Source organism: Coraliomargarita algicola (assembly GCF_033878955.1).
GTDB lineage: Bacteria > Verrucomicrobiota > Verrucomicrobiia > Opitutales > Coraliomargaritaceae > Thalassobacterium > Thalassobacterium algicola.
Map to the genome: position 1 here is coordinate 2,677,569 of NZ_CP138858.1, position 19,012 is coordinate 2,696,580.

Genomic DNA, 19,012 nt, shown 5'->3' on the forward strand with positions numbered 1-19,012 from the left:
CTACAATTCGACGTTTGACGTTAGACGCTCAACGTTCGAGGTCCGCATGAGCCACGCCCGCGCCACCTACCGCAACGACCTACTGCGGGCCCCCCTGCTAGGCATCTTAGAGGCGGGCTGGACGACCTTTGCGCTGGTCATCGCCATCCGCTACTTCGATGCCAGCGAGACCCATAAGTCCTTCATTGCCGGCTCCGGCCCCATCGGCTTCTTACTCACCCCGCTCACCTTATACATCGCAGCCAGCTTACGCGCCACTCCGAGTCGCGCGTGCGCAATCGTCTTTGGCACAGCCGCAGCACTACTCGCCGGCGCCAGTCTAGGACAGACACTACTATTCTTCACACTCTTCGTAGTCCTCAGCCAAGTCGCGGCAGTACAGCAAGGGCCGCTGATGCTGCAAATCTACACAGAAAACTACACCCGATCCGAACGCGGCAGCCGCATGACCTGGCCCTTCATGCTCACTGCCCTGAGCTCGATCGGCTTCGCGCTCATCGGAGGACGGCTACTGGACCAAAAAATTGAAGCGTACCACTGGATTTTTGTCTGCATGCTACTCGCAGCAGTTGCCTGCGCCTGCGTGTGCCTCAAAATCCCCAGCAGCCCGCTCTCACGCGAAAACGTGGGCAACCCTTGGCAGAGCCTCAGCCTGATCTGGCAAGATCGCTTTTTTGGCTACATCCTGGGCACTTGGATGCTGCTGGGGCTGGGCAACCTGCTCACTTTACCCGTGCGCATTGACTACCTAGCCAACCCCAGCTATGGCGTCAATGCCAGCAATACTCATATCGCGTTACTGATGCTAGTCATCCCCGCAGTGACACGCATACTGAGCACGAAGATGTGGGGACACCTGTTCGACCGGATGCACTTTGTGACAACGCGCAATCTGCTCAACCTCTCCTTCCTGCTAAGTATCGCCCTATTCTTTTTCACCACAAATATCTACGTGCTCTGCCTCGCAATGGCCTTTCAAGGCCTCTCGCTGGGTGGGGGCAAAATTTTCTGGAGTCTATGGGTCACCAAGATCGCATCCGAGGCCAAAGCCTCTTCCTACATGAGCATCCACATGGCGCTGACTGGATTACGCGGCACACTGGCCCCCTTCCTCGGCTACTATATTCTCAGCCACTCCACCCCGGCGAACGTGGCCCTCATCGGCATGACCCTCATCAGCATCGCCTGCATCCTCTTTGAATTTGTACGCGGGCACCCGCGCTTGCGCGAAGAGGCGTGAGTCGTAGCCGAGCGCTTCAGCCTCCAAATACTACACACGCTAAAATCTCCCACTTTCACCTTCACTTTAGTTTTCACTCTGCCATTCATAGCAAGCGAAGCACTTCAACTTTCACATTAATCTCCACCCTGCCCCCATGGCAGCGTCAGTATGACAGACAAAACCCTTACAGTTTCGATCGGCACCGATCACGCGGGCTTCCCGCTCAAAGCACCTATCATCACTTTACTCAAAGCGCGCGACTATACCGTGATCGACTGTGGCTGTGACAGCGACGAGTCCTGCGACTACCCGGACTTCATCCGCCCTGCCGCGGAGGCGGTCGCCTCTGGCAAGGCGGACTGTGGTATCGTGCTCGGAGGCTCCGGCAATGGCGAAGCCATCGTGGCCAACAAGGTCAAAGGTGTACGCTGTGGCCTCTGCTGGGATGAATGGTCGGCTCAAATGACCAAGGAGCATAACAACGCAAATTGCATCGCCATCGGCGCACGCCCCGTGCCCGAAGAGCTGGCACTGAAAATCGTCGGCACTTGGCTGGACGCCACATTTGAAGGCGGTCGCCATGAACGCCGCGTCGCCAAAATCGAAGGATAGCCTGCGCTCGACTATGTTTTTCCATTCGCAGCTTGAAAGAACGACTCGCTGTGCTCTCTCTATTGAATCACAACTGCATCAAACTATAGCGGACTTCACAAGTGGAGCCCCTACGAAATAATATTTACCATGGCCGAAAAAAATAAGTCGAAAGAAACCGAAGAAAAATCGATCAAGATCCAAGAAACTTTCCTCAAGGAGCGTAAGGTCTTTCTCTGGGGTGAAGTCTCCGACAAGTCCGCACGCGACGTAACGGAGAAACTGCTCTATCTTGAGATGGACGCGCCGGGCAAGGAGATCACCTTCTACATCAACACCCCCGGTGGCTCGATCACCGCAGGCATGGCCGTTTACGACACCATGAAGTTGATCAGCTCTCCGATCAAAGTGGTCGTAACTGGAATGGCCGCAAGTATGGGCTCAATCCTCCTTTGCGGGGCCGACAAGGGCAATCGCTACTTGTATCCTCACTCACGCGTACTGATCCACCAACCACTCATCTCCGGCCAAATGGTCGCGGTGGCAGTGGACATCCACATCCAAGCCAAGGAAATGGAGCGCTTGCGCGACGAGCTAAATGCCATCTTAGCCGAATCTTCCGGACAAGCACTGGAGAAAATCGAAAAAGACACAGATCGTGACTTTTACATGACAGCCGACGAAGCGATCGCATACGGTCTAGCTGACAAGATTGTCGATAAAATCTAAAGACCTTGATCGAAGAGGAGAAACGCACTAAGGCCTGGATCGGAGATGCCGTCTTGGCACTCTTCGCGCGCGAGTGGATTCTGAAACAAACAGACATTTCAGTGAAGCAGCGCGCGGAGGTCTTCATCCAGATGACCTCGAACCAATTTCTCTCCGCTCTAGGCGAGCCCACCGCAATGGAAGCCGAGATCGGGCTCGTCTATGAGAGCGAAGGCCTGCAAGCCGCCTTCGATTTCATAGAAGGCAAATTCCTGCCACTATTCATAAAGCGCCGCACCAAGAGCAAGCAACCCGGCAGCTATCGGAATAAAAAATAGGGGCAAAGAGCCTCTAAAGGCCATAAAATCGCCTAAACTGCGGCCAGAACTGATCTCAATCCTTGCTCCTGAAGGAACAGGCGACCATATTCGAGGTCTTCTTTCCATTCCGGGCGACCTCGCTCCGGAAATTTTTATTTCCTAAAAAATGCTCTACGACCGCCCGTATATGAGACAGTCTCCCTCGGAGACCATGCCTCCTAAAACTTCGATGACGACGACACTGATCGTCATCACAGTCGCCGTGTTCGTAATGCAGCAGGTGCTAAACGTATTCTTCCCTGGAATGTTTGGGCGCGAGAATCAATTCATGGCCAACTGGTTCAGCCTAAGCGGTCAGAACTTTCAAGAGCTCAAAGTGTGGACCCTACTGAGCTATGGCTTCATGCACAGCACAGCAGGTTTCTTCCACATCTTCGGTAATATGCTGGGGCTATTTTTCATTGGACGAATCGTCGAACCAGTGATCGGGCGCGAGCGCTTCCTCGGCCTCTATCTAGCAGGCACTTTGCTCGGCGGATGCGTGTATCTATTCCTCCACTTCAATGAATACGGGTCCGTCGTCGGCGCCTCTGCCGCAGTGATGGCAATACTAACACTGTTCTGCCTCATTTACCCTGAACGCCCGATCACACTACTAATTTTCTTTATCATCCCCGTAACAGTGAAGCCCAAATGGGTATTCTGGGGCAGCTTGGCAGTTTCGATTGGCGGCATTCTCTTCTACGAGCTCCCCAACCACTCACACGTAGCACACTCCGCCCACCTCGGCGGCATGTTGGCCGGAATCCTTTACTTCCGCTACATTCACAACCGCAGCAACAGCTTTTTCTCCCCGAAGAACACACGCACCACCGTGGAGCAGCCCGCTTGGTTCAAGCGCCGCAAGAAAACCGAAGCGCACATCAGCTACAAAGTCAACCGAAGCAACCGCGACGAGCTACAAAAGGAAGTCGATCGCATTCTTGATAAAATTAATGCTTCCGGCTTTGGCTCTCTAACGGATAGCGAGAAACACACTCTTGACCGCGCCAAAGATCTTTTAAGCCGCTAAGTTCAGCGCATGTCAGACGATACTACCCAATCACGCATGAATAAACGAATTCTCCGCATCGCACTCGTCGCTACGGCGGCCTTCGCTGTCGTCCTTTCGACCAATGCCAAGCTCGACCCGAGCAAAGAAATGGCCTCACAGACACGCTGGGTCGTCAACACCATCAACGCCCGCCACTACTTACGCGGCACCATGGAACAACTCAATGGGGCCGAAATGGTCGAAGCATACATCGAGTCCTTCGACTACGGACGCATGTATTTCCTCCGCTCCGAGGTCGACGATTTCATTTTCCGCTTTGGCGACGCCATGGAAGATTCCTTGCAAAAGGGCAACCTCTACTCCGCCTTTGAAATATACGAAAGCTTCAAACAAAAAGCCGAAGCACGCACCCAGTGGGCATTTGAGCGACTACAACAGGACTTTGACTTTACCGTAGAAGAAACCTTCACCCCCGACCGTCGCGAAGCAGAATGGCCCGCCTCCCCGGAAGAAGCGGAAGCACTTTGGCTACGTCGCTTGAAATATGAACTGCTCAATGAAATGCTCTCCCTAGCCTCCGAAGATAAAGAGGACAGCAGCGACACATCATTGACACCGCAAAACCCCGACGTCGCCGCCCCCGACGATGACGAAGAAGAATTCGACCCCACCAAGCTACTACGCCTAGTGGAAGACCCCGAATTCTACGCGAAAACACTCGACGCAGCCCGCGAGAAAATCCACCGCCGCTACGAGCGCAACCTAAGCCACACCGTCGCGCGTGAAGCCGCCGAAGTGCAGGAGTCCTTCATCAACGCAATGACTCAGCTCTTCGATCCACACTCCACATTTCTCTCCTCGGATACGCTCGAAAGCTTCAACTCTGCCGTGCAAAACTCCTTCGTCGGCATCGGCGCACTCCTGGAAGACGACGACGGCATTTGCACGATCAAAGAAATCCTCCCCGGTGGTCCCGCGGAGCGCTCGCGCTTACTTGAACCCGAAGACCAAATTCTGGGCGTGGCCCAAGGCGACGACGAATTTGAAGACGTCGTCGACATGCAGCTTCGCTACATCGTCCGCAAGATCAAGGGCGAGAAAGGCACGACCGTGCGTCTCCTCATCCACCCCGGCGATGCCTCCGACCCTTCCGTACGCAAAATCGTGCCGATCGTCCGCGGCGAAGTTAAACTCACCGCCAACCTCGCCACTGCTAAACTAATCAACGTGCCAGTCGACGACTCCGAAACCGTCGCCGTAGGCGTCATTGAACTCCCCTCCTTTTATGGCAATATCGGCGCAGGCGGCACCCTGACCACCACCACCGACGACGTTTCCGAGCTCATCAACAAGCTGCGCGATGCCGGTGCCGAGGGCATTATTCTCGACCTCCGCATGAATGGTGGCGGCCTACTGAGCGAAGCCGTTCGCCTGACCGGGCTATTCATCCCAGTCGGTCCGGTGGTGCAGGTACGCGATAGCTCCGGCCGCACCGATGTGCTCTCCGACCGCGACCCCAGCATGCTCTGGGACGGGCCACTGATCGTGCTCACCTCACGCTTCAGCGCTTCCGCCTCCGAGATTGTAGCCGGCGCCCTGCAGGATAATGACCGCGCGCTCATCGTAGGAAACAGCTCCACTCACGGAAAAGGCACCGTCCAGGAAGTGTATCATATGAACAATCGTATGCCATTTTCATTCCTGAGAAATACCGAGCCACAAACACGCCCCGTGGCCACCAAGATCACGATCAAACAATTCTTCCTCCCTGATGGAAGCTCGACCCAGGTCAAAGGCGTGCCCTCCGATATCGTGCTGCCTTCGGTCAACGAATTTCTTCCTATCGGCGAAGACGACCTCCCCCACGCCCTCCCTTGGGATCAAGTCGCCCCCGTAGACTGGATCAACAACTGGGCGAAACTAAATGTCGCGAGCCCCGAAGACCCTGCACTGGTGGAAAAACTGGCAACAGCCAGCCAAGCGCGCCAAGAATCCCTCGAAGAATTTAAATTCTTGAAGAAACAGATCGAATGGCGCCGCCAGCGCTACGACGAGAAAGCGATTTCAGTCAATCTAAAGCAACGTATCGAGCGCAAGATCCGCGAAAAAGACTACATCGATGAGCTCGACGACACCTACGACGCCTTAAGTGAAAACGACTATACGACTGAAGAATTCCTACTCAAAGTCGCCGAGGAACAAGATGCACTCTCCAAGAAGACCCTCGCCGAACCAATCAAGGCCATCGCAGAGAATCTCAGTGAAGCGGTAATCGGTGAGAACGGCGCAGGCACCGTTGCCGACGCCGTCGCCGATGCAGTCGAGCCAGAGGACGAGGAAGAGGAAGATGAACCAACCTACGACATCTACCTACGCGAAAGCGCCCGCATCATGGCCGACTGGATCGAAAGCCTCCAGCAACCGAAGACTGCCACAGCTTCGACTCAAGTCGAAGCCACTACTCAACAATAACCAAACGAAAAGGGTGCGGATCACCAGCAACCTGCGAAAGATTGAAATACAGGGTTCGTTCACCCATCTGACAGCCGATCAAAACCACCCCCTCATATGCGGGTAGTACATACCTGCCAAACGAGTTAGCAGCGACCACATGAGTGGCATATCCTTGAACATACCGGTCCAACGTAACCAGGCCATCGCCCTCAAAGGCTTGCCACTCGACTAACCGCGCCTCTGCTTGAGCGGCCGCATCGTCGGCCCGCGCTTTGACTTTCGTCCACTCGGCGTAGATCCTTTGAAAATCTTTTAGGTACGTGTTCAAAGAGCCCAAATATTCTAAATTCGCCGAGCGCATCGCACCGTCGATCCCGCCAACTACCATCACCTCAGTCTTTCTCGTCCAAGATTCAATTAGCGCATCTAAAGCATCAATTCTCTGATGAAGATCCTGCAAGGTCGCATTACCCACGATATTTTCCACACTTCGCGCCAGCGCAGGAGAACTACTCCGATGCACGCGACCAATCACAGAAGAATACCCATCCGAGCCGCCACCGCCATTACGCGCATAGCTATAGTCATCTGAGGCATAAGCCGACGAGCGGGAGCCACTCGATACAGTTCGCGTCGAAGTCGTCATACGCGTCGCAGCACTAGGCACTGCTGTCTTCAACTCCTCCAACGCATCAATCAGCGGCCGATACTCTGGAAGCTCTTGCACACGACCACTGCCGGACAAGATCACCTTCGCCAATGCCTGCTCCTGCGATAAGAGCGACCGCACGCTCCCCGTGAGTTTAGGTACGGTATAAAGTTTCGGAGCGCCGCTGAGATAGCGACTCCATGGATCAGTCAAAAGTACATATTCAACTCCCGACTCAAAATGACTCACCGACTCATCAACGGATGGTCGACAACCAAGCAGCAGTCCGACGACAAGCAATAGAAAGATATTAATTGTAACGCGCATTGCGCCAGACAAACAAACTGATCTATATTCCGCAAGGAATAGCAGCTAGAACTGCGTACGCAGTGATCCGGCCAATCCTGAGATACTAGATCCTGTCTTCACGTAGGCATCCGACAAGCGGACACGCCACAAAATCAGGTCGAATTATCCGTGGTGCTTCGCAACCATGTTGTAGAAATCTACAAAGAGCGCGTCGGCGTCGTTCGGGCCAGGTGCTGCCTCGGGGTGGTACTGCACGGAAAAGACGGGCTTATCCTTCAAGCGCAGTCCTTCGACAGTGTCGTCGTTGAGATTGATCTCAGTGACAATGGCACCCGTTTTTTCCAACTCTTCACGAGTAGAAGCGAATCCGTGGTTCTGCGCCGTGATTGAAACCTTACCGGTCTCCAAATTCTTAACTGGCTGATTGCCCCCACGATGACCAAACTTGAGCTTAAAAGTTTTCGCTCCAAGGGCGTGCGTAATGATCTGGTGCCCCAGGCAAATTCCAAAAGTCGGGTAATCCTCAATCAACTCCTTAACCGTAGCGTGTGCATACTCCACCGCTCCCGGATCTCCGGGACCATTGGACAAGAATACGCAGTCCGGCTTGCAGGACTTAATCTCCTCCGCTGAAGCAGTGGCGGGAAAGACATGCACATCGAAACCATGGTGCTGCAGCTTGCGGTAGATCGAATACTTCGCACCAAAGTCCATAGCCGCCACCTTAAAGCGTGGCTTCGCGCTTTTGTCCTCATTCAGCTTCAAATCAGTGCCGACCACTGTAAAGGGGGTCGATTGCTTCATCTCCGGGTCCCAGTGATAAGCCTCCTTGGCAGTCACTTCCTTAACAAAATCCACCCCGATCAAGCCACCAAATTCCTGCGCACGTTTAACCGCCTCTTCCTCGGAAATATCCTCTGTGGTGATACAGGCTTTCAAAGCACCGGAGACGCGCAGCTTCTTAGTGATCGCCCGCGTATCCACCCCTTCGATGCCCGGAATACCCGCTTCTGCCAGATAGTCCTGGATTGAAATATTGCTTCGCCAGTTGCTGGCAACGGGACTGACCTCACGCACGATGAATCCCTTGACCTTGGGACCGTCCGACTCGACATCGTCCGGGCAGATTCCATAATTACCGATCTGCACCGCTGTCATTGTAACAATTTGAGAAAAATACGACGGATCGGTCAAAATCTCCTGATAGCCCGTCATACTAGTATTGAAGCAGGCCTCGCCTACGTTGGTAGCCACAGCGCCAAAAGCGCGGCCACGGAATACGGTTCCGTCTTCAAATGCGATAAGTCCTGTGCGAGTCGTTTTAGCCATGTTAGCGCAGCAGCCAAACGAGAATCCAGCGCCATGCAATTCAAAAGCTAAAACGGATGCCACGAGTTTCCACTTTTTTAAGTCGAAAAATTAGCTCAGCACCTCCCCCAACTGCGTGCGCACCAACGCTGCAGCCTCTAAATCGATCCAGTAAATCATATCGCGGCATTTTTTCTCATTGGTAATAATCCCTGCCTGGCGGAGTATGCGTAAATGATGTGACGTAGCTGGTTGCGACAGCCCAATCCGCTCTGCAATGGTTGAGACATTGCAGGCATTATCACAGGTGGGCTCAGTCGGCAAAATGCGTAAGATCTGCAAACGCACAGGGTCCCCCAGCGCCCACAGCTGCTTCGCAAGCACATCGATCTCCACATTTGTTTTCACTGATGCCATTGACATATTTAAGTATGTAGATACATCAACTCGTCAACTACCGAAGAATCGCTTTTCTTAACTTCTAGCCCGATCTGCTTAAAAAATGTATCCAAACGACTCACTCGAAAACTGGCATCAAGGCCAAGGCCTCTGGGCGGATGTGCCCGCCGAGGACTGGAATAGCTGGAAATGGCAGCTTAAAAACCGCCTCACCAAGCTGGAGCATCTGGAAAAATACATGAAACTGACCGCCGACGAGCGGGCAGGCTGCCTCTTTGCCAAAGACAAACTGGCACTGGCGATCACCCCTTATTTCTTCAACTTGATAGATCGCAACGATCCAAACTGCCCGGTGCGGCGGCAAGTCATCCCCCGCGCAGGCGAAATGCACACTGCCCCAGAGGAAATGCTGGATCCTGTGGGTGAAGAAAATACGAAGCCAGTCGATGGCATCGTGCATCGCTATCCCGACCGCGTGCTCTTCCTGGTGACGGATCGCTGCGCCTCTTATTGCCGCTACTGCACGCGCAGTCGACTGGTCTCGAATGCGCAGGATTACAACTTCCACCCAGAGTTCGAAAGCGGTCTCGAATACATCCGCTCGCATCCCGAAATTCGCGACGTCCTGCTCAGTGGCGGCGATCCGCTGCTACTATCCGACCGCAAGCTGGACCACCTACTGGGCGAGTTGCGTAAAATCCCGCATGTCGAGTTCATCCGCATCGGTTCGCGCATCCCGGTATTTTTACCACAGCGCATCACGCCAGAACTGTGCGAGATTTTCAAAAAGCATGGCCCGATCTGGATGAGCATACATGTCAACCATCCAAACGAGTGCACCCATACCCTGCGTAATGCCTGCGAACAATTAACCTATGCGGGCGTGCCTATCGGCAATCAATCCGTGCTACTGCGTAATGTGAACGACGATGCCGAGGTCATGAAATCACTCATTCATCGGCTACTGATGATGCGGGTGCGGCCCTACTACCTGTATCAGTGTGACCTAATCACAGGCAGCGCACATCTCCGCGCCGACCCACGCAAAGGCATCGAAATCATCCGCAGTCTCAGAGGACACACGACTGGCTACTCCATCCCACAGTTTGTCATCGATGCACCAGGAGGCGGCGGCAAGATCCCGATCAATCCCGACTACATCAAAGAGGTTACCGATGAAGCCATCGTGATGCGCAACTTTAGTGGCGATGAATACCGCTACCCGCTCACGTCTGACGCCAACATTCCAAATGACGTAAATGCACCGGAACTCGAAACGATTTTGATGTAATCCTAAAAATAGACTACCAGGGCATTACGCCATTGGGTATCATCCTGCGCATTACCATCCCCCACATCATTATCAAAACTTTTGTTGTAGGAAAACTCAAAGCCTAAGAGATCCGTTAAGCGCACACGAATCGCCGCAGAAAAGACATAGTTAAACTGGTCCGTATCATCGGGATTCCAGTAGTAATTGAACTTCTGCACGAGTGAGGTGCGCTTCAACGGACTCCACGTAGCTTCCTGGAAAACATTCACCAGCGAATTAAGCCCGGAGCGGGTATCTTCATAATTCGCATCGAGCTCTTCTACCCCGCCGCCACCGCCAAACAATATATCAAATTGGCTGGTGGGCTTGTAACGATAGCCAATACCGACCAACTCCTGCGCCTCACGATCGATCCCTTTAATTTGGTCCGCTCGGTAGCCCATCGCATTCTGCACAAACCAGTTATCCCAGAAAGTGCGACGATACAAGAACTCCCCATCGTATTTATCCGTCGACTTATACTCCGTGCCATTCGCCCTTTCGGTTTGGCGATAGGTGTAAGAGCCGGAAAAACGATAATAATTCAAACTCTGCTTAGGCTTAATCTCCAGTTTGCCCGTTGCATAGCTCTGCGCCCATCGACTATCTCCACGACTCAAATTCACCCCCAGCCGCACATTCCCCGACCACGAATCAGGCGTTTTGAAGTTTTTCAAAGTCTCCAACACCTTGCGCTCCTCAGCATTCGCCAGCGCTTCTTGCTCCGAACGTTCCTCGACCGCAACAGCCTTAGCCACAGCCTTTTTCGCCGCCTGTTCTGCAGCCTGATCAGCCACTTTGTCGGTGGGCTTAACGGCTTCGCTAGATTGCGGTTCCTGTCGTGGCTTTCCGCGCGCCGCAGTCAACTTCTCGGCTGGCTTAGCGCGTGCTCGATCCACAGCCGTGGATTTCCCCTCCACGCCCTGCAACTTCACCGAAACAACATGCTTACGATCAAGCTTAAGCTCTCCTAAGAGCGATGAATTCAAAACAAGCACCGCATCCGTCGATTCGGGCGAAATCTCACCAATCAGCTGCTCACCACTATCCAGCGCCACAACAGAAGGCGTCGCCCCCACAGTGGAAAGGCTTAATATCAACAGAACGGGGGTGAAATAGTTTTTTAAAACACTCATACGGCAGTTTCAGAATATCGTTGTTCTCGAATCACAGTGATTTCGACCGTGCCGGGATAATTTAGTTGCTCTTCAATTTTCTTACGAATGGTCCGCGCCAATTGGCGTGCGCCCTCATCGCTGACCACATCCGGTTCAACAATCACACGTACTTCGCGTCCAGCCTGGACCGCATACGCCTCACTAACACCAGCCTGCGCCGCCGCAATATCTTCAATACTGCGCACACGCTGAATGAAGCCATCAATCGACGAAGCCCGAGCCCCTGGACGCACCGCAGAAAGTGAATCCGCCACCATCACCAATCCCGCATAGACGCTCTCGGCAGGCACCTCCTGGTGGTGTGCTGCCGCAGCATTCACCACGCGCGCATCCTCACCATGCTGCTTAATGATTTCTGCGCCCACACTCGCATGGCTCCCTTCGTAATCTTCATCGACCGCCTTGCCGATATCATGAAAAAGCCCCGCCCGCTTTGCGATCGTGGGGTCCAATCCGATCTCAGAAGCGATCAAAGCACATAGGTTCGCCACCTCCACCGAGTGTGCGAGTGTGTTTTGATTATTAGACAGACGGTAGTGCAGCTTACCAAGCAAAGCCACCACTTCTGGATGCACATCATGCAAGCGCAACTTGCGCAAAGCCCCCTCGCCCAAGTCAATCACATTGGCGTGCATTTCTTCCTCAGCCTTGACCACTTCGTCTTCAATACTGGAAGGGTGAATACGCCCGTCCCGTAAGAGCGCTTCCAGCGCAATACGTGCAATCTCCCGACGCACGGGGTCAAAGCACGATATAAGGACGGAATCCGGCGTCTCATCAATCATCAAGGTCGTACCAGTCGCGTGTTCGAAAGTGCGGATATTGCGCCCCTCGCGACCGATAATTCGCCCCTTCATCTCCTCACTCGGCAGATTGACGACTGTAGCGGTCGCATCGTTCATGGGCTGACTCGTGATGCGTTGCATCGCCGCCAGCAGAACGCGCTTCGCTTCGTTCGCGACCTCAGTCTCCGCACGCCCCAGCAAGGTCTGACGCAAATCACGAATCTCCTGCGCACACTCTCGCTCGGTTGACTTCATCAACAATTGACGCGCTTCGTCACGCTCCATCTGAGTAATTTGGTGCAGTTTGAGACGATACAGGCGGCGTATTTTTTCAGCTTCATGCTCAGCCTCACTCAGTAAACGCTGTTCTCGCACAAGCTCCTTATTTTTCAACTCGATCTGCGCCTGTTGCTCCGATTGTCGCTCACTCTCACGCTCGAGTTCACGCGCCCGAATCTGCAACTCTTCCTCACGCGCCACCAGCGCATGACTCAATTCGAGCTCCTTGTTCTTAAACAATAACTCCAACTCGGATCGCTCCTCTTTCTGCGCCAGCCGCGCTTCGCGCTTTTCCACGTCAAACTGACTACGCAAGGCATCCTCTAGGCGAGCAGAACGACGCTTTGTCGCAATCCATGTAAGTAAAATGCCGAAAACGACACCAAGCAGCGCCCCGAGTATATGGTCAAAATTCATACGTATATGTGATAAAAACAAATCGGCAGGATAGGGTCATTCATGCAAATTTATTCTGATGAACCAAACACTACGGGGTACTCAGTGATTGGATAATTTACGGTAAAATATGATCATCCCGCACCTGAGATCAAGTGTAACCTTAGCCCAAAAAGTCGGCCGCAAAAAAAGGGCGGCTCACACGAACCGCCCTTCCGGGGAACAAGACTAACACAAAAAACTCAAGACATTCTAAAACTCGTAAACCGCGGAAAGCGTCCAACGATCCCCAAAGAGACTATCATTATCATTCAACTCAGTCTCATACGCCACACGCAAGCCCAGCCCGTCCACCACGCGCAGCTCACCGCCAAACGCAATCGTATACGTATCTTCGCCATCCCCGCCCGGAAGGCTGCCCGCATCCACACCAGAGAAATTAACTGCAGCCAATGCTGTCGGTGAATCATCCTGCGCGAAGTAGCCATTCACCTCAACCACAGGGCTAAACCACTCAGCCAAATAATAATCTGCATGCAAGTGCACCGTCAGCATATCAGAGTTCCCCAACAGACTGTCGCTATCATCCTCTGATAATATGGCATTCACAGTTGCCCCCAGATGAAGCTTATCAAAGCCCTTGTTGGCCGAGAGCCAGAGGCGCAGCTCATCACTGTCCTGCAACACGTCCTCATCACCAAAACTGAACTCATAGCCAATCCCAGCTGCCATATGAAACTGGTTCTCCCAGTCTTGAATGAAGGCCCACTTGATGCCTGCGCCGATATCGTTCCAACCGGAGTTGTCATCCAGCGCGCTTGCATCATCAAACTCCGTGTAGCCGTCCTTATACGCAACAAACTGAAGGCTCTCCGTCAAAGCAACACGCACCTGCACCGCCATCACTGTGGCAGAGCCATTACCCAAGACTCCTTTAGTATCTGAATCGAAATCGTGCCGCACATACCAGGCACGAACATCCGTCGTCACAAAAGAGTCCTCGTGAAAATACGGCGCTGATATGGGTCGGACCGCCTTCTGTTCCGGAGCGATCTCTGCAGTCGCATTGTCGAACAAGACGAATCCGCCCTGAGCAGTTAAAGTGGATCCCAAGGCGAGCAAGCCAAGAGATGCGAGGGTATTTATTTTACTTTTCATTGGTAATATTGAACCGCCTAAGGATAAGATCAACTAATTCAAAAGGTCAACGAGAAAAGCTATACTAATCTAAAATTTCCCTAATATACGCTTCCGCCAACTGCATCGAGACACGGCTCTCCCCAAAAAGAAACCACGCGAATCAAACCACCAATTCGCGAAACATTAGAGCGTGATAACGTCCAACAATTGCCGTAAGTCACTCACCTCCGTAGAGATGGGCCCCGTCGGGCGATTCGCCTCCGAAGGGAAATACACAAAATGCGCCCCCACATGCTCTGCCGCTACACGGTCCGCCTCCGCATCGCCCACAAAGACACAACGATGAGCCGGAACGCCGGTTTCAGCCAAGATTCGAGTCAGGCTTTCTGGCTTAGCCGGAGGCGAGCCGATGATCACATCAAATAGTCCCGCTGCGCCAGTCGATGACAGCATCGCCTCCAAGGGCTGCTGAGGCGTCCCCGAAAGCACGTAGCGCGGGATACCCGCCTGACGACAAGCCAGCACAAACTCACGCGAGCCGATACGCCAAGCCGCCGTCGCACAAAGCGGCTCACAGATATCCGCAAACCGCTCCACCTCCTCAGAGAGAAAAGCCTCTGAGACCGTCTCCCCCAAGATCTCCTCATAGAAGCAGCGAATATGGTGCGTCCGAGCTTTCCCGAAACCAGCCATCACGACTTCCATAAACGCATCGCGCCACGCAATATGCGCCTGCGGGACCCACTGCCGAAAGGCCTCGATCTTAGCTGCCATGGTTTCCAATAGGACCCCATCGCAGTCAAAAACAAGCAAGTCGATTGGTTTAAGTGAGCCCTCCAAAAGTAAATCCATACGCTCTTATATGGCCTCAATTCCCGCACAGACAAACCTGGACTGCGTTTTTTCCTTCCACCACAGCTAATCTCCATTACCCATTACTTGTCACTTGCCACTCAAAGAGCCACGCACGCGCACATCCTCACTTCATTCATCCAATGACACTCTTCCAAGCCACTCTCTTCACCGGTATTTTCCTGATCGCCTTTGGCGCACACTTTTTGTGGCACGGCATGCGCTCGGCCAAGAGCGTGCAGGCTTTTCCGCGCTCACGCATCGCCGCATACATATTACTCGGCACTGCCGCAGCGTGGTTTCTCTACAAAGTCACCCAACTTGGCCCCGCCGACTTCGGGCAATATAAGAATATACTCTTTGCGGTCTTTCTCGTCGTTGCGCTTGGCTCCTTTATCTACGTCCCCGACTTCCTCGCCGTTCGCGGCCTCGCCGCCCTCATTTTATTGACCGCTGGCGCACTTCTAAATGCGGCCTATATGGAACTACCCACCACGCGCCTATTTCTAGTCAGCTTTGTATACCTGGCCATTATCGCCGCTCTAATCTTAGGCTCCAACCCCTACAAACTACGCGATTTTTTCGAGTGGCTCTACCGCAAAGAAACTCGACCACGCATCTTCGGTGGCATATTTGCAGCCTATGGACTACTCCTACTCGGCGTAGCGCTCACCTACTAAATTTAACTCTATCGCCGTGAATACAGGTCACCTCATCATCGTATCGGGCCCCGCTGGTAGCGGGAAAACAACTGTCTGCGACCGCATGCTCGCTGAAGTGCCTGGAGTGCAACGCGTCGTCACCTCCACCACTCGCCAACCGCGCACTGGCGAAGTGGATACCATCGACTACTATTTCTTCGACCACGAGACCTTTAAATCCAAAGTCGAAGCAGGCGAATTTTACGAACACGCTCACGTCCACAGCAATCGCTACGGCACCCTCAAGAGCGAGATAAAAAATAAACTAGCCGCTACCGACCTGCTACTCAATATCGACGTACAAGGCGCCGCTCAAATGCGCGAAACCGCACAAAACGACCCGCTCTTGAAAGGTAAAATCACCACCGTCTTCATCATGCCCCCAAGCATCGAAGAGCTGGAGGCCCGCCTACGCGGACGCGGCACCGACGCCGAAGACGAAGTGCAACGCCGCATGCAAGTCGCAATCGAAGAGATGCAACAAAGCCAATTCTACGATCATACCATCCTTAGCGGCTCACGCGACGAAGACTTCGCCGCACTCAAAAAAATCTACGAAGCCGTCAAAGCTAAGTAAGATTCACCGGCCTAAGCCGCAGGATCCCCCAGAAGGTGTGCATTAAGAATCTTGTAAAAGATAAGGAGAACACACTATGTTAGTTGAATACTATTGGCTATTATGCTAAATCGCTCACTGTATTGGACATCAATCACGTACTGCCTGAAACAGATTTTAGGACATGAATCCACAAACGCAACATCCTCCATCCGCAGCGCGTAAGCCCAAGCTACTGGCATCCAGCGCCCAACGAGGATTCACCATGGTGGAAATCATGATCGCCATAATGATCATCGGGCTCGGGCTAGCCTCCTCCGCCATCTGCCTGCGCATCGGGATGATCCAAAACGACATGGCTCGATCCACCACATACGTCACTCAAGTGTTACAAGACGAAGCCGAGCAGATCCGACTACTCAACTGGTCCGCCCTACAAAATCTAACAACGACCGCGACCTTTACCGCCTCAGACTCAATCACATTTCCATCAATCGATCCGGACAAATTTACCTTCACCCGTGAAATCAACAATATCATTGGCGAATCAGGCCTCAAACAAATACGTCTGACTGCGAGATGGAGCGGAATCAAAAATGATGCACATGAGCTCTCGATGGTCTTCAACTATGCCGAAAACGGCATGCACGACTATTACTACGGCATCCGGCCTTAACGAATCAAACACTCGACATGCGCAATACAAGCAATCGCACCTCCACACAAAGTCTCTCCAAGTCGGGGATGACCTTGGCAGAGTTGTTGATCGCGATCAGCATCTCCATGATCCTATCTGCCGTAGTCATCTCTTTCTACCTGACCTTCGCCAAGGCATCGCTCGCCATGTCCGATTATTCCGATTTCGATGCGGAAACCGGCATACTACTACAGAATTTTTCTCGTGATGTGCGGGAAGCCGAATCCATCACCTGGACGAATAGCAACAGCTTCAAGCTGCTGAAAAAAGGCATTCACTATACTTATACCTACGACTCTAGTAAACAAGAAGTCACACGTCAGGAAACGGGTAAAAGCAGTGTTACCCTCGCCTCAAATGTTAGCGACCTGGATTTTATCGCCTACGACATTAGCGGTAGCAAGCTCAGTTCTGGCATCAGTCTCACCCTGCTAGGCGAAAATACCAAAATGCTCCAAATAATTGGCGAATTCAGCAAACACACAGCGGCAGGCACTCCAACTTCAGCTAAAGTTGCCTCCGCACGGTATATCCTTCGAAACAAAGACACTCCAACCCCGTGATGACTATGCACCACAATTCCACACAATCAAGGGCCACTACGTCCAAGCAAGGTAGCGCGTTAATCATCGCCATGATTTTCACCACAGTATTGGCAGTGATCGCGATCCCCAGCTACCTGAACCTGAGCAACCAAACACTCAAACAATCCAATCGCGTCTTCTACAATACCGCCGCAATCAATCTCGCCGAATCTGGAGTAGAATATGCGGTGCAGGCGATCATGCTGCAATCTGAAAACAACTACAACTGGAGCAACTGGACCCTCACCGGCGGGAGCGCGTTAAAAACACTGGATGAAATTGTCTTCACCGGTGACATCAAAGCCACCACCAAGATTTCAATCTACAACTACTCAAGCGATGCCCCGGAAGTCGTCGTCAAGTCGACCATTAATATGCCATTCGGCCCCGCCATCGAGAAATACATGTACGCCAGCATTTCCGCCTCCAGCACACAAGGGCTCTTCGCCTACGGGATGCTCACCAAAGACTTCATCAAAGCCAGCGGTGGCGTCGCTTTCGATAGCTGGACATCCGATCCCGATAATGACCCCGACACTCCATACATCCCTTACAGTAGTCGAGTCGCAACCGATAAAGTCGCCATCGCCACCGCCAGCACCAGTGCCGGTGCCATCACCTTGGGCAGCTCCGATGTGTACGGCACCGCTGCCGTAGGCTCTGCGGACTACAGTGGGCTCAGCGTAGGTTGGGGTGGCCAGGTCGGCCCCAAAGACATGAGCGAATGGGATCCGTCCGATACCGATGAACTCTGGAAGAAAGATGGCTGGCTAGTCTCCACCCAAACAGGTGCTCTATCCACTGGCTTTACCGCAGCATTTGAAGATATCACAGCCCCCAGTCTCACACCAACCGACTATCGACTGGATTATAAACTGCCCTACACCGATAGGCGAGAAGTGAGCAACAAATGGTCTACCTGGTATCAAAATGTATATGTCGATGAGGAAACATTAGGCGCCCCCAACACTTTAACCATCCTCAACCTAGACGAATTGGAGGTCAAAGCTGGGGCCACGCTCCGCCTCGAAGGTGACATCATCATCAACCTCCCCAACGAAAACAAAACAACTCTCAAAGTCATTGAAGGTGGAGCCATCGAAATGGCTGACGACGCCACCGTCACGGTCTACCTCGCGGGCGACATGGCAATCACAGGCGCAGGACTCTTTAGCGAAGTTTCTCCCCAACAACTACAAATATGGGGCACCGCAACAGGCACACAAAATTTCGATTTCCTCAATAACGGACAATTCAGTGGTATTATTTATGCACCGAATGCCGAAGTAAAGGTCACAGGTAACTCCGACATCTACGGCTCCGTCATAGCCAAGAGCATCGAATTAACCGGTAGTGGTTCCTTCCGCTATGACCAGTCCCTAGCCAACTACACTGGCGGCACTACCAGTGCAGGCCCCACACGTGTTGATTATGTAGAAGAGCTCGTAGGTATCGAAAGAGATCCCTACATCGATGACATGGCCTTCTAGCAGATGGGGTCGACCAGACTCGCTCCTG

General features: G+C 53.0%; 19 protein-coding genes. 12 read left to right on the top strand and 7 right to left on the bottom strand.

Features of this window, described 5'->3' with window-relative positions; all coding sequences use genetic code 11:
* The first annotated feature begins 46 nt into the window (after window positions 1-46).
* The 6 genes from SH580_RS10785 to SH580_RS10810 all read left to right on the top strand — a co-directional run bounded on the left by SH580_RS10785 (window position 47) and on the right by SH580_RS10810 (window position 6,367).
* Window positions 47-1,240: an MFS transporter gene (locus SH580_RS10785; protein ID WP_319834987.1), complete on the top strand. Its 1,194-nt coding sequence runs from the start codon at window positions 47-49 to the stop codon at window positions 1,238-1,240.
* A 150-nt stretch (window positions 1,241-1,390) separates the two neighbouring features.
* Window positions 1,391-1,834, top strand: a complete 444-nt coding sequence (rpiB, locus tag SH580_RS10790) for a ribose 5-phosphate isomerase B (RefSeq protein WP_319834988.1) — start codon at window positions 1,391-1,393, stop codon at window positions 1,832-1,834.
* 129 nt (window positions 1,835-1,963) lie between these two features.
* The gene (locus SH580_RS10795; protein ID WP_319834989.1) at window positions 1,964-2,542 is read left to right on the top strand and encodes a ClpP family protease; all 579 of its coding nucleotides are present in this window, start codon (window positions 1,964-1,966) and stop codon (window positions 2,540-2,542) included.
* A gap of 5 nt (window positions 2,543-2,547) precedes the next feature.
* Complete coding sequence (locus SH580_RS10800; protein ID WP_319834990.1) at window positions 2,548-2,859, top strand: ribonuclease III domain-containing protein; 312 nt, start codon at window positions 2,548-2,550, stop codon at window positions 2,857-2,859.
* A 169-nt stretch (window positions 2,860-3,028) separates the two neighbouring features.
* Entirely contained in the window at window positions 3,029-3,913 is an 885-nt protein-coding gene (locus SH580_RS10805) for a rhomboid family intramembrane serine protease (RefSeq protein WP_319834991.1), read from the top strand.
* A gap of 36 nt (window positions 3,914-3,949) precedes the next feature.
* Window positions 3,950-6,367 carry a carboxy terminal-processing peptidase gene (locus SH580_RS10810; RefSeq protein ID WP_319834992.1) on the top strand — a complete coding sequence of 806 codons (2,418 nt, stop codon included), beginning with the start codon at window positions 3,950-3,952 and terminating at the stop codon, window positions 6,365-6,367.
* On the opposite strand, the gene SH580_RS10815 is transcribed toward SH580_RS10810, so the two are convergent.
* From SH580_RS10815 to SH580_RS10825, 3 genes are all read right to left on the bottom strand, one after another.
* Entirely contained in the window at window positions 6,354-7,325 is a 972-nt protein-coding gene (locus tag SH580_RS10815) for a hypothetical protein (RefSeq protein ID WP_319834993.1), read from the bottom strand. The genes SH580_RS10810 and SH580_RS10815 overlap by 14 nt on opposite strands.
* Window positions 7,326-7,469: 144 nt before the next feature.
* Window positions 7,470-8,636, bottom strand: a complete 1,167-nt coding sequence (gene carA, locus SH580_RS10820; RefSeq protein WP_308986010.1) for a glutamine-hydrolyzing carbamoyl-phosphate synthase small subunit — start codon at window positions 8,634-8,636, stop codon at window positions 7,470-7,472.
* 90 nt (window positions 8,637-8,726) lie between these two features.
* Window positions 8,727-9,032 carry an ArsR/SmtB family transcription factor gene (locus SH580_RS10825; protein WP_319834994.1) on the bottom strand — a complete coding sequence of 102 codons (306 nt, stop codon included), beginning with the start codon at window positions 9,030-9,032 and terminating at the stop codon, window positions 8,727-8,729.
* A gap of 85 nt (window positions 9,033-9,117) precedes the next feature.
* Here SH580_RS10825 and SH580_RS10830 point away from each other — a divergent pair, with 85 nt between their 5' ends.
* The gene (locus SH580_RS10830) at window positions 9,118-10,305 is read left to right on the top strand and encodes a KamA family radical SAM protein (protein ID WP_319834995.1); all 1,188 of its coding nucleotides are present in this window, start codon (window positions 9,118-9,120) and stop codon (window positions 10,303-10,305) included.
* A gap of 2 nt (window positions 10,306-10,307) precedes the next feature.
* On the opposite strand, the gene SH580_RS10835 is transcribed toward SH580_RS10830, so the two are convergent.
* The 4 genes from SH580_RS10835 to SH580_RS10850 form a co-directional block, all read right to left on the bottom strand.
* Complete coding sequence (locus SH580_RS10835; RefSeq protein WP_319834996.1) at window positions 10,308-11,462, bottom strand: DUF481 domain-containing protein; 1,155 nt, start codon at window positions 11,460-11,462, stop codon at window positions 10,308-10,310.
* Window positions 11,459-12,985, bottom strand: a complete 1,527-nt coding sequence (rny, locus tag SH580_RS10840; RefSeq protein ID WP_319834997.1) for a ribonuclease Y — start codon at window positions 12,983-12,985, stop codon at window positions 11,459-11,461. Before rny ends, SH580_RS10835 begins: the two co-directional genes overlap by 4 nt.
* Window positions 12,986-13,216: 231 nt before the next feature.
* The gene (locus tag SH580_RS10845; protein WP_319834998.1) at window positions 13,217-14,122 is read right to left on the bottom strand and encodes a hypothetical protein; all 906 of its coding nucleotides are present in this window, start codon (window positions 14,120-14,122) and stop codon (window positions 13,217-13,219) included.
* 165 nt (window positions 14,123-14,287) lie between these two features.
* On the bottom strand, window positions 14,288-14,956 hold the full coding sequence (locus SH580_RS10850; protein ID WP_319834999.1) for an HAD family hydrolase: 669 nt from the start codon (window positions 14,954-14,956) through the stop codon (window positions 14,288-14,290).
* A 143-nt stretch (window positions 14,957-15,099) separates the two neighbouring features.
* On the opposite strand from SH580_RS10850, the gene SH580_RS10855 reads away from it, so the two are divergent.
* From SH580_RS10855 to SH580_RS10875, 5 genes are all read left to right on the top strand, one after another.
* Window positions 15,100-15,636, top strand: a complete 537-nt coding sequence (locus SH580_RS10855) for a hypothetical protein (RefSeq protein ID WP_319830902.1) — start codon at window positions 15,100-15,102, stop codon at window positions 15,634-15,636.
* Between the two features lie 16 nt (window positions 15,637-15,652).
* Complete coding sequence (gene gmk, locus SH580_RS10860) at window positions 15,653-16,234, top strand: guanylate kinase (RefSeq protein WP_319830903.1); 582 nt, start codon at window positions 15,653-15,655, stop codon at window positions 16,232-16,234.
* A gap of 163 nt (window positions 16,235-16,397) precedes the next feature.
* On the top strand, window positions 16,398-16,889 hold the full coding sequence (locus SH580_RS10865) for a type IV pilus modification PilV family protein (protein ID WP_319830904.1): 492 nt from the start codon (window positions 16,398-16,400) through the stop codon (window positions 16,887-16,889).
* A gap of 17 nt (window positions 16,890-16,906) precedes the next feature.
* Window positions 16,907-17,473 carry a PilW family protein gene (locus SH580_RS10870; protein WP_319830905.1) on the top strand — a complete coding sequence of 189 codons (567 nt, stop codon included), beginning with the start codon at window positions 16,907-16,909 and terminating at the stop codon, window positions 17,471-17,473.
* A gap of 5 nt (window positions 17,474-17,478) precedes the next feature.
* The gene (locus SH580_RS10875; protein ID WP_319830906.1) at window positions 17,479-18,984 is read left to right on the top strand and encodes a DUF7305 domain-containing protein; all 1,506 of its coding nucleotides are present in this window, start codon (window positions 17,479-17,481) and stop codon (window positions 18,982-18,984) included.
* The last annotated feature ends 28 nt before the right edge of the window (window positions 18,985-19,012 follow it).

Coding starts and splice junctions, on each gene's coding strand:
- SH580_RS10785 (WP_319834987.1), top strand. CDS start 47: ATGAGCCACGCCCGCGCCACCTACCGCAACGACCTACTGCGGGCCCCC.
- rpiB (WP_319834988.1), top strand. CDS start 1,391: ATGACAGACAAAACCCTTACAGTTTCGATCGGCACCGATCACGCGGGC.
- SH580_RS10795 (WP_319834989.1), top strand. CDS start 1,964: ATGGCCGAAAAAAATAAGTCGAAAGAAACCGAAGAAAAATCGATCAAG.
- SH580_RS10805 (WP_319834991.1), top strand. CDS start 3,029: ATGAGACAGTCTCCCTCGGAGACCATGCCTCCTAAAACTTCGATGACG.
- SH580_RS10810 (WP_319834992.1), top strand. CDS start 3,950: ATGAATAAACGAATTCTCCGCATCGCACTCGTCGCTACGGCGGCCTTC.
- SH580_RS10815 (WP_319834993.1), bottom strand. CDS start 7,325: ATGCGCGTTACAATTAATATCTTTCTATTGCTTGTCGTCGGACTGCTG.
- carA (WP_308986010.1), bottom strand. CDS start 8,636: ATGGCTAAAACGACTCGCACAGGACTTATCGCATTTGAAGACGGAACC.
- SH580_RS10825 (WP_319834994.1), bottom strand. CDS start 9,032: ATGGCATCAGTGAAAACAAATGTGGAGATCGATGTGCTTGCGAAGCAG.
- SH580_RS10830 (WP_319834995.1), top strand. CDS start 9,118: ATGTATCCAAACGACTCACTCGAAAACTGGCATCAAGGCCAAGGCCTC.
- SH580_RS10835 (WP_319834996.1), bottom strand. CDS start 11,462: ATGAGTGTTTTAAAAAACTATTTCACCCCCGTTCTGTTGATATTAAGC.
- rny (WP_319834997.1), bottom strand. CDS start 12,985: ATGAATTTTGACCATATACTCGGGGCGCTGCTTGGTGTCGTTTTCGGC.
- SH580_RS10845 (WP_319834998.1), bottom strand. CDS start 14,122: ATGAAAAGTAAAATAAATACCCTCGCATCTCTTGGCTTGCTCGCCTTG.
- SH580_RS10850 (WP_319834999.1), bottom strand. CDS start 14,956: ATGGATTTACTTTTGGAGGGCTCACTTAAACCAATCGACTTGCTTGTT.
- SH580_RS10855 (WP_319830902.1), top strand. CDS start 15,100: ATGACACTCTTCCAAGCCACTCTCTTCACCGGTATTTTCCTGATCGCC.
- SH580_RS10865 (WP_319830904.1), top strand. CDS start 16,398: ATGAATCCACAAACGCAACATCCTCCATCCGCAGCGCGTAAGCCCAAG.
- SH580_RS10870 (WP_319830905.1), top strand. CDS start 16,907: ATGCGCAATACAAGCAATCGCACCTCCACACAAAGTCTCTCCAAGTCG.
- SH580_RS10875 (WP_319830906.1), top strand. CDS start 17,479: ATGCACCACAATTCCACACAATCAAGGGCCACTACGTCCAAGCAAGGT.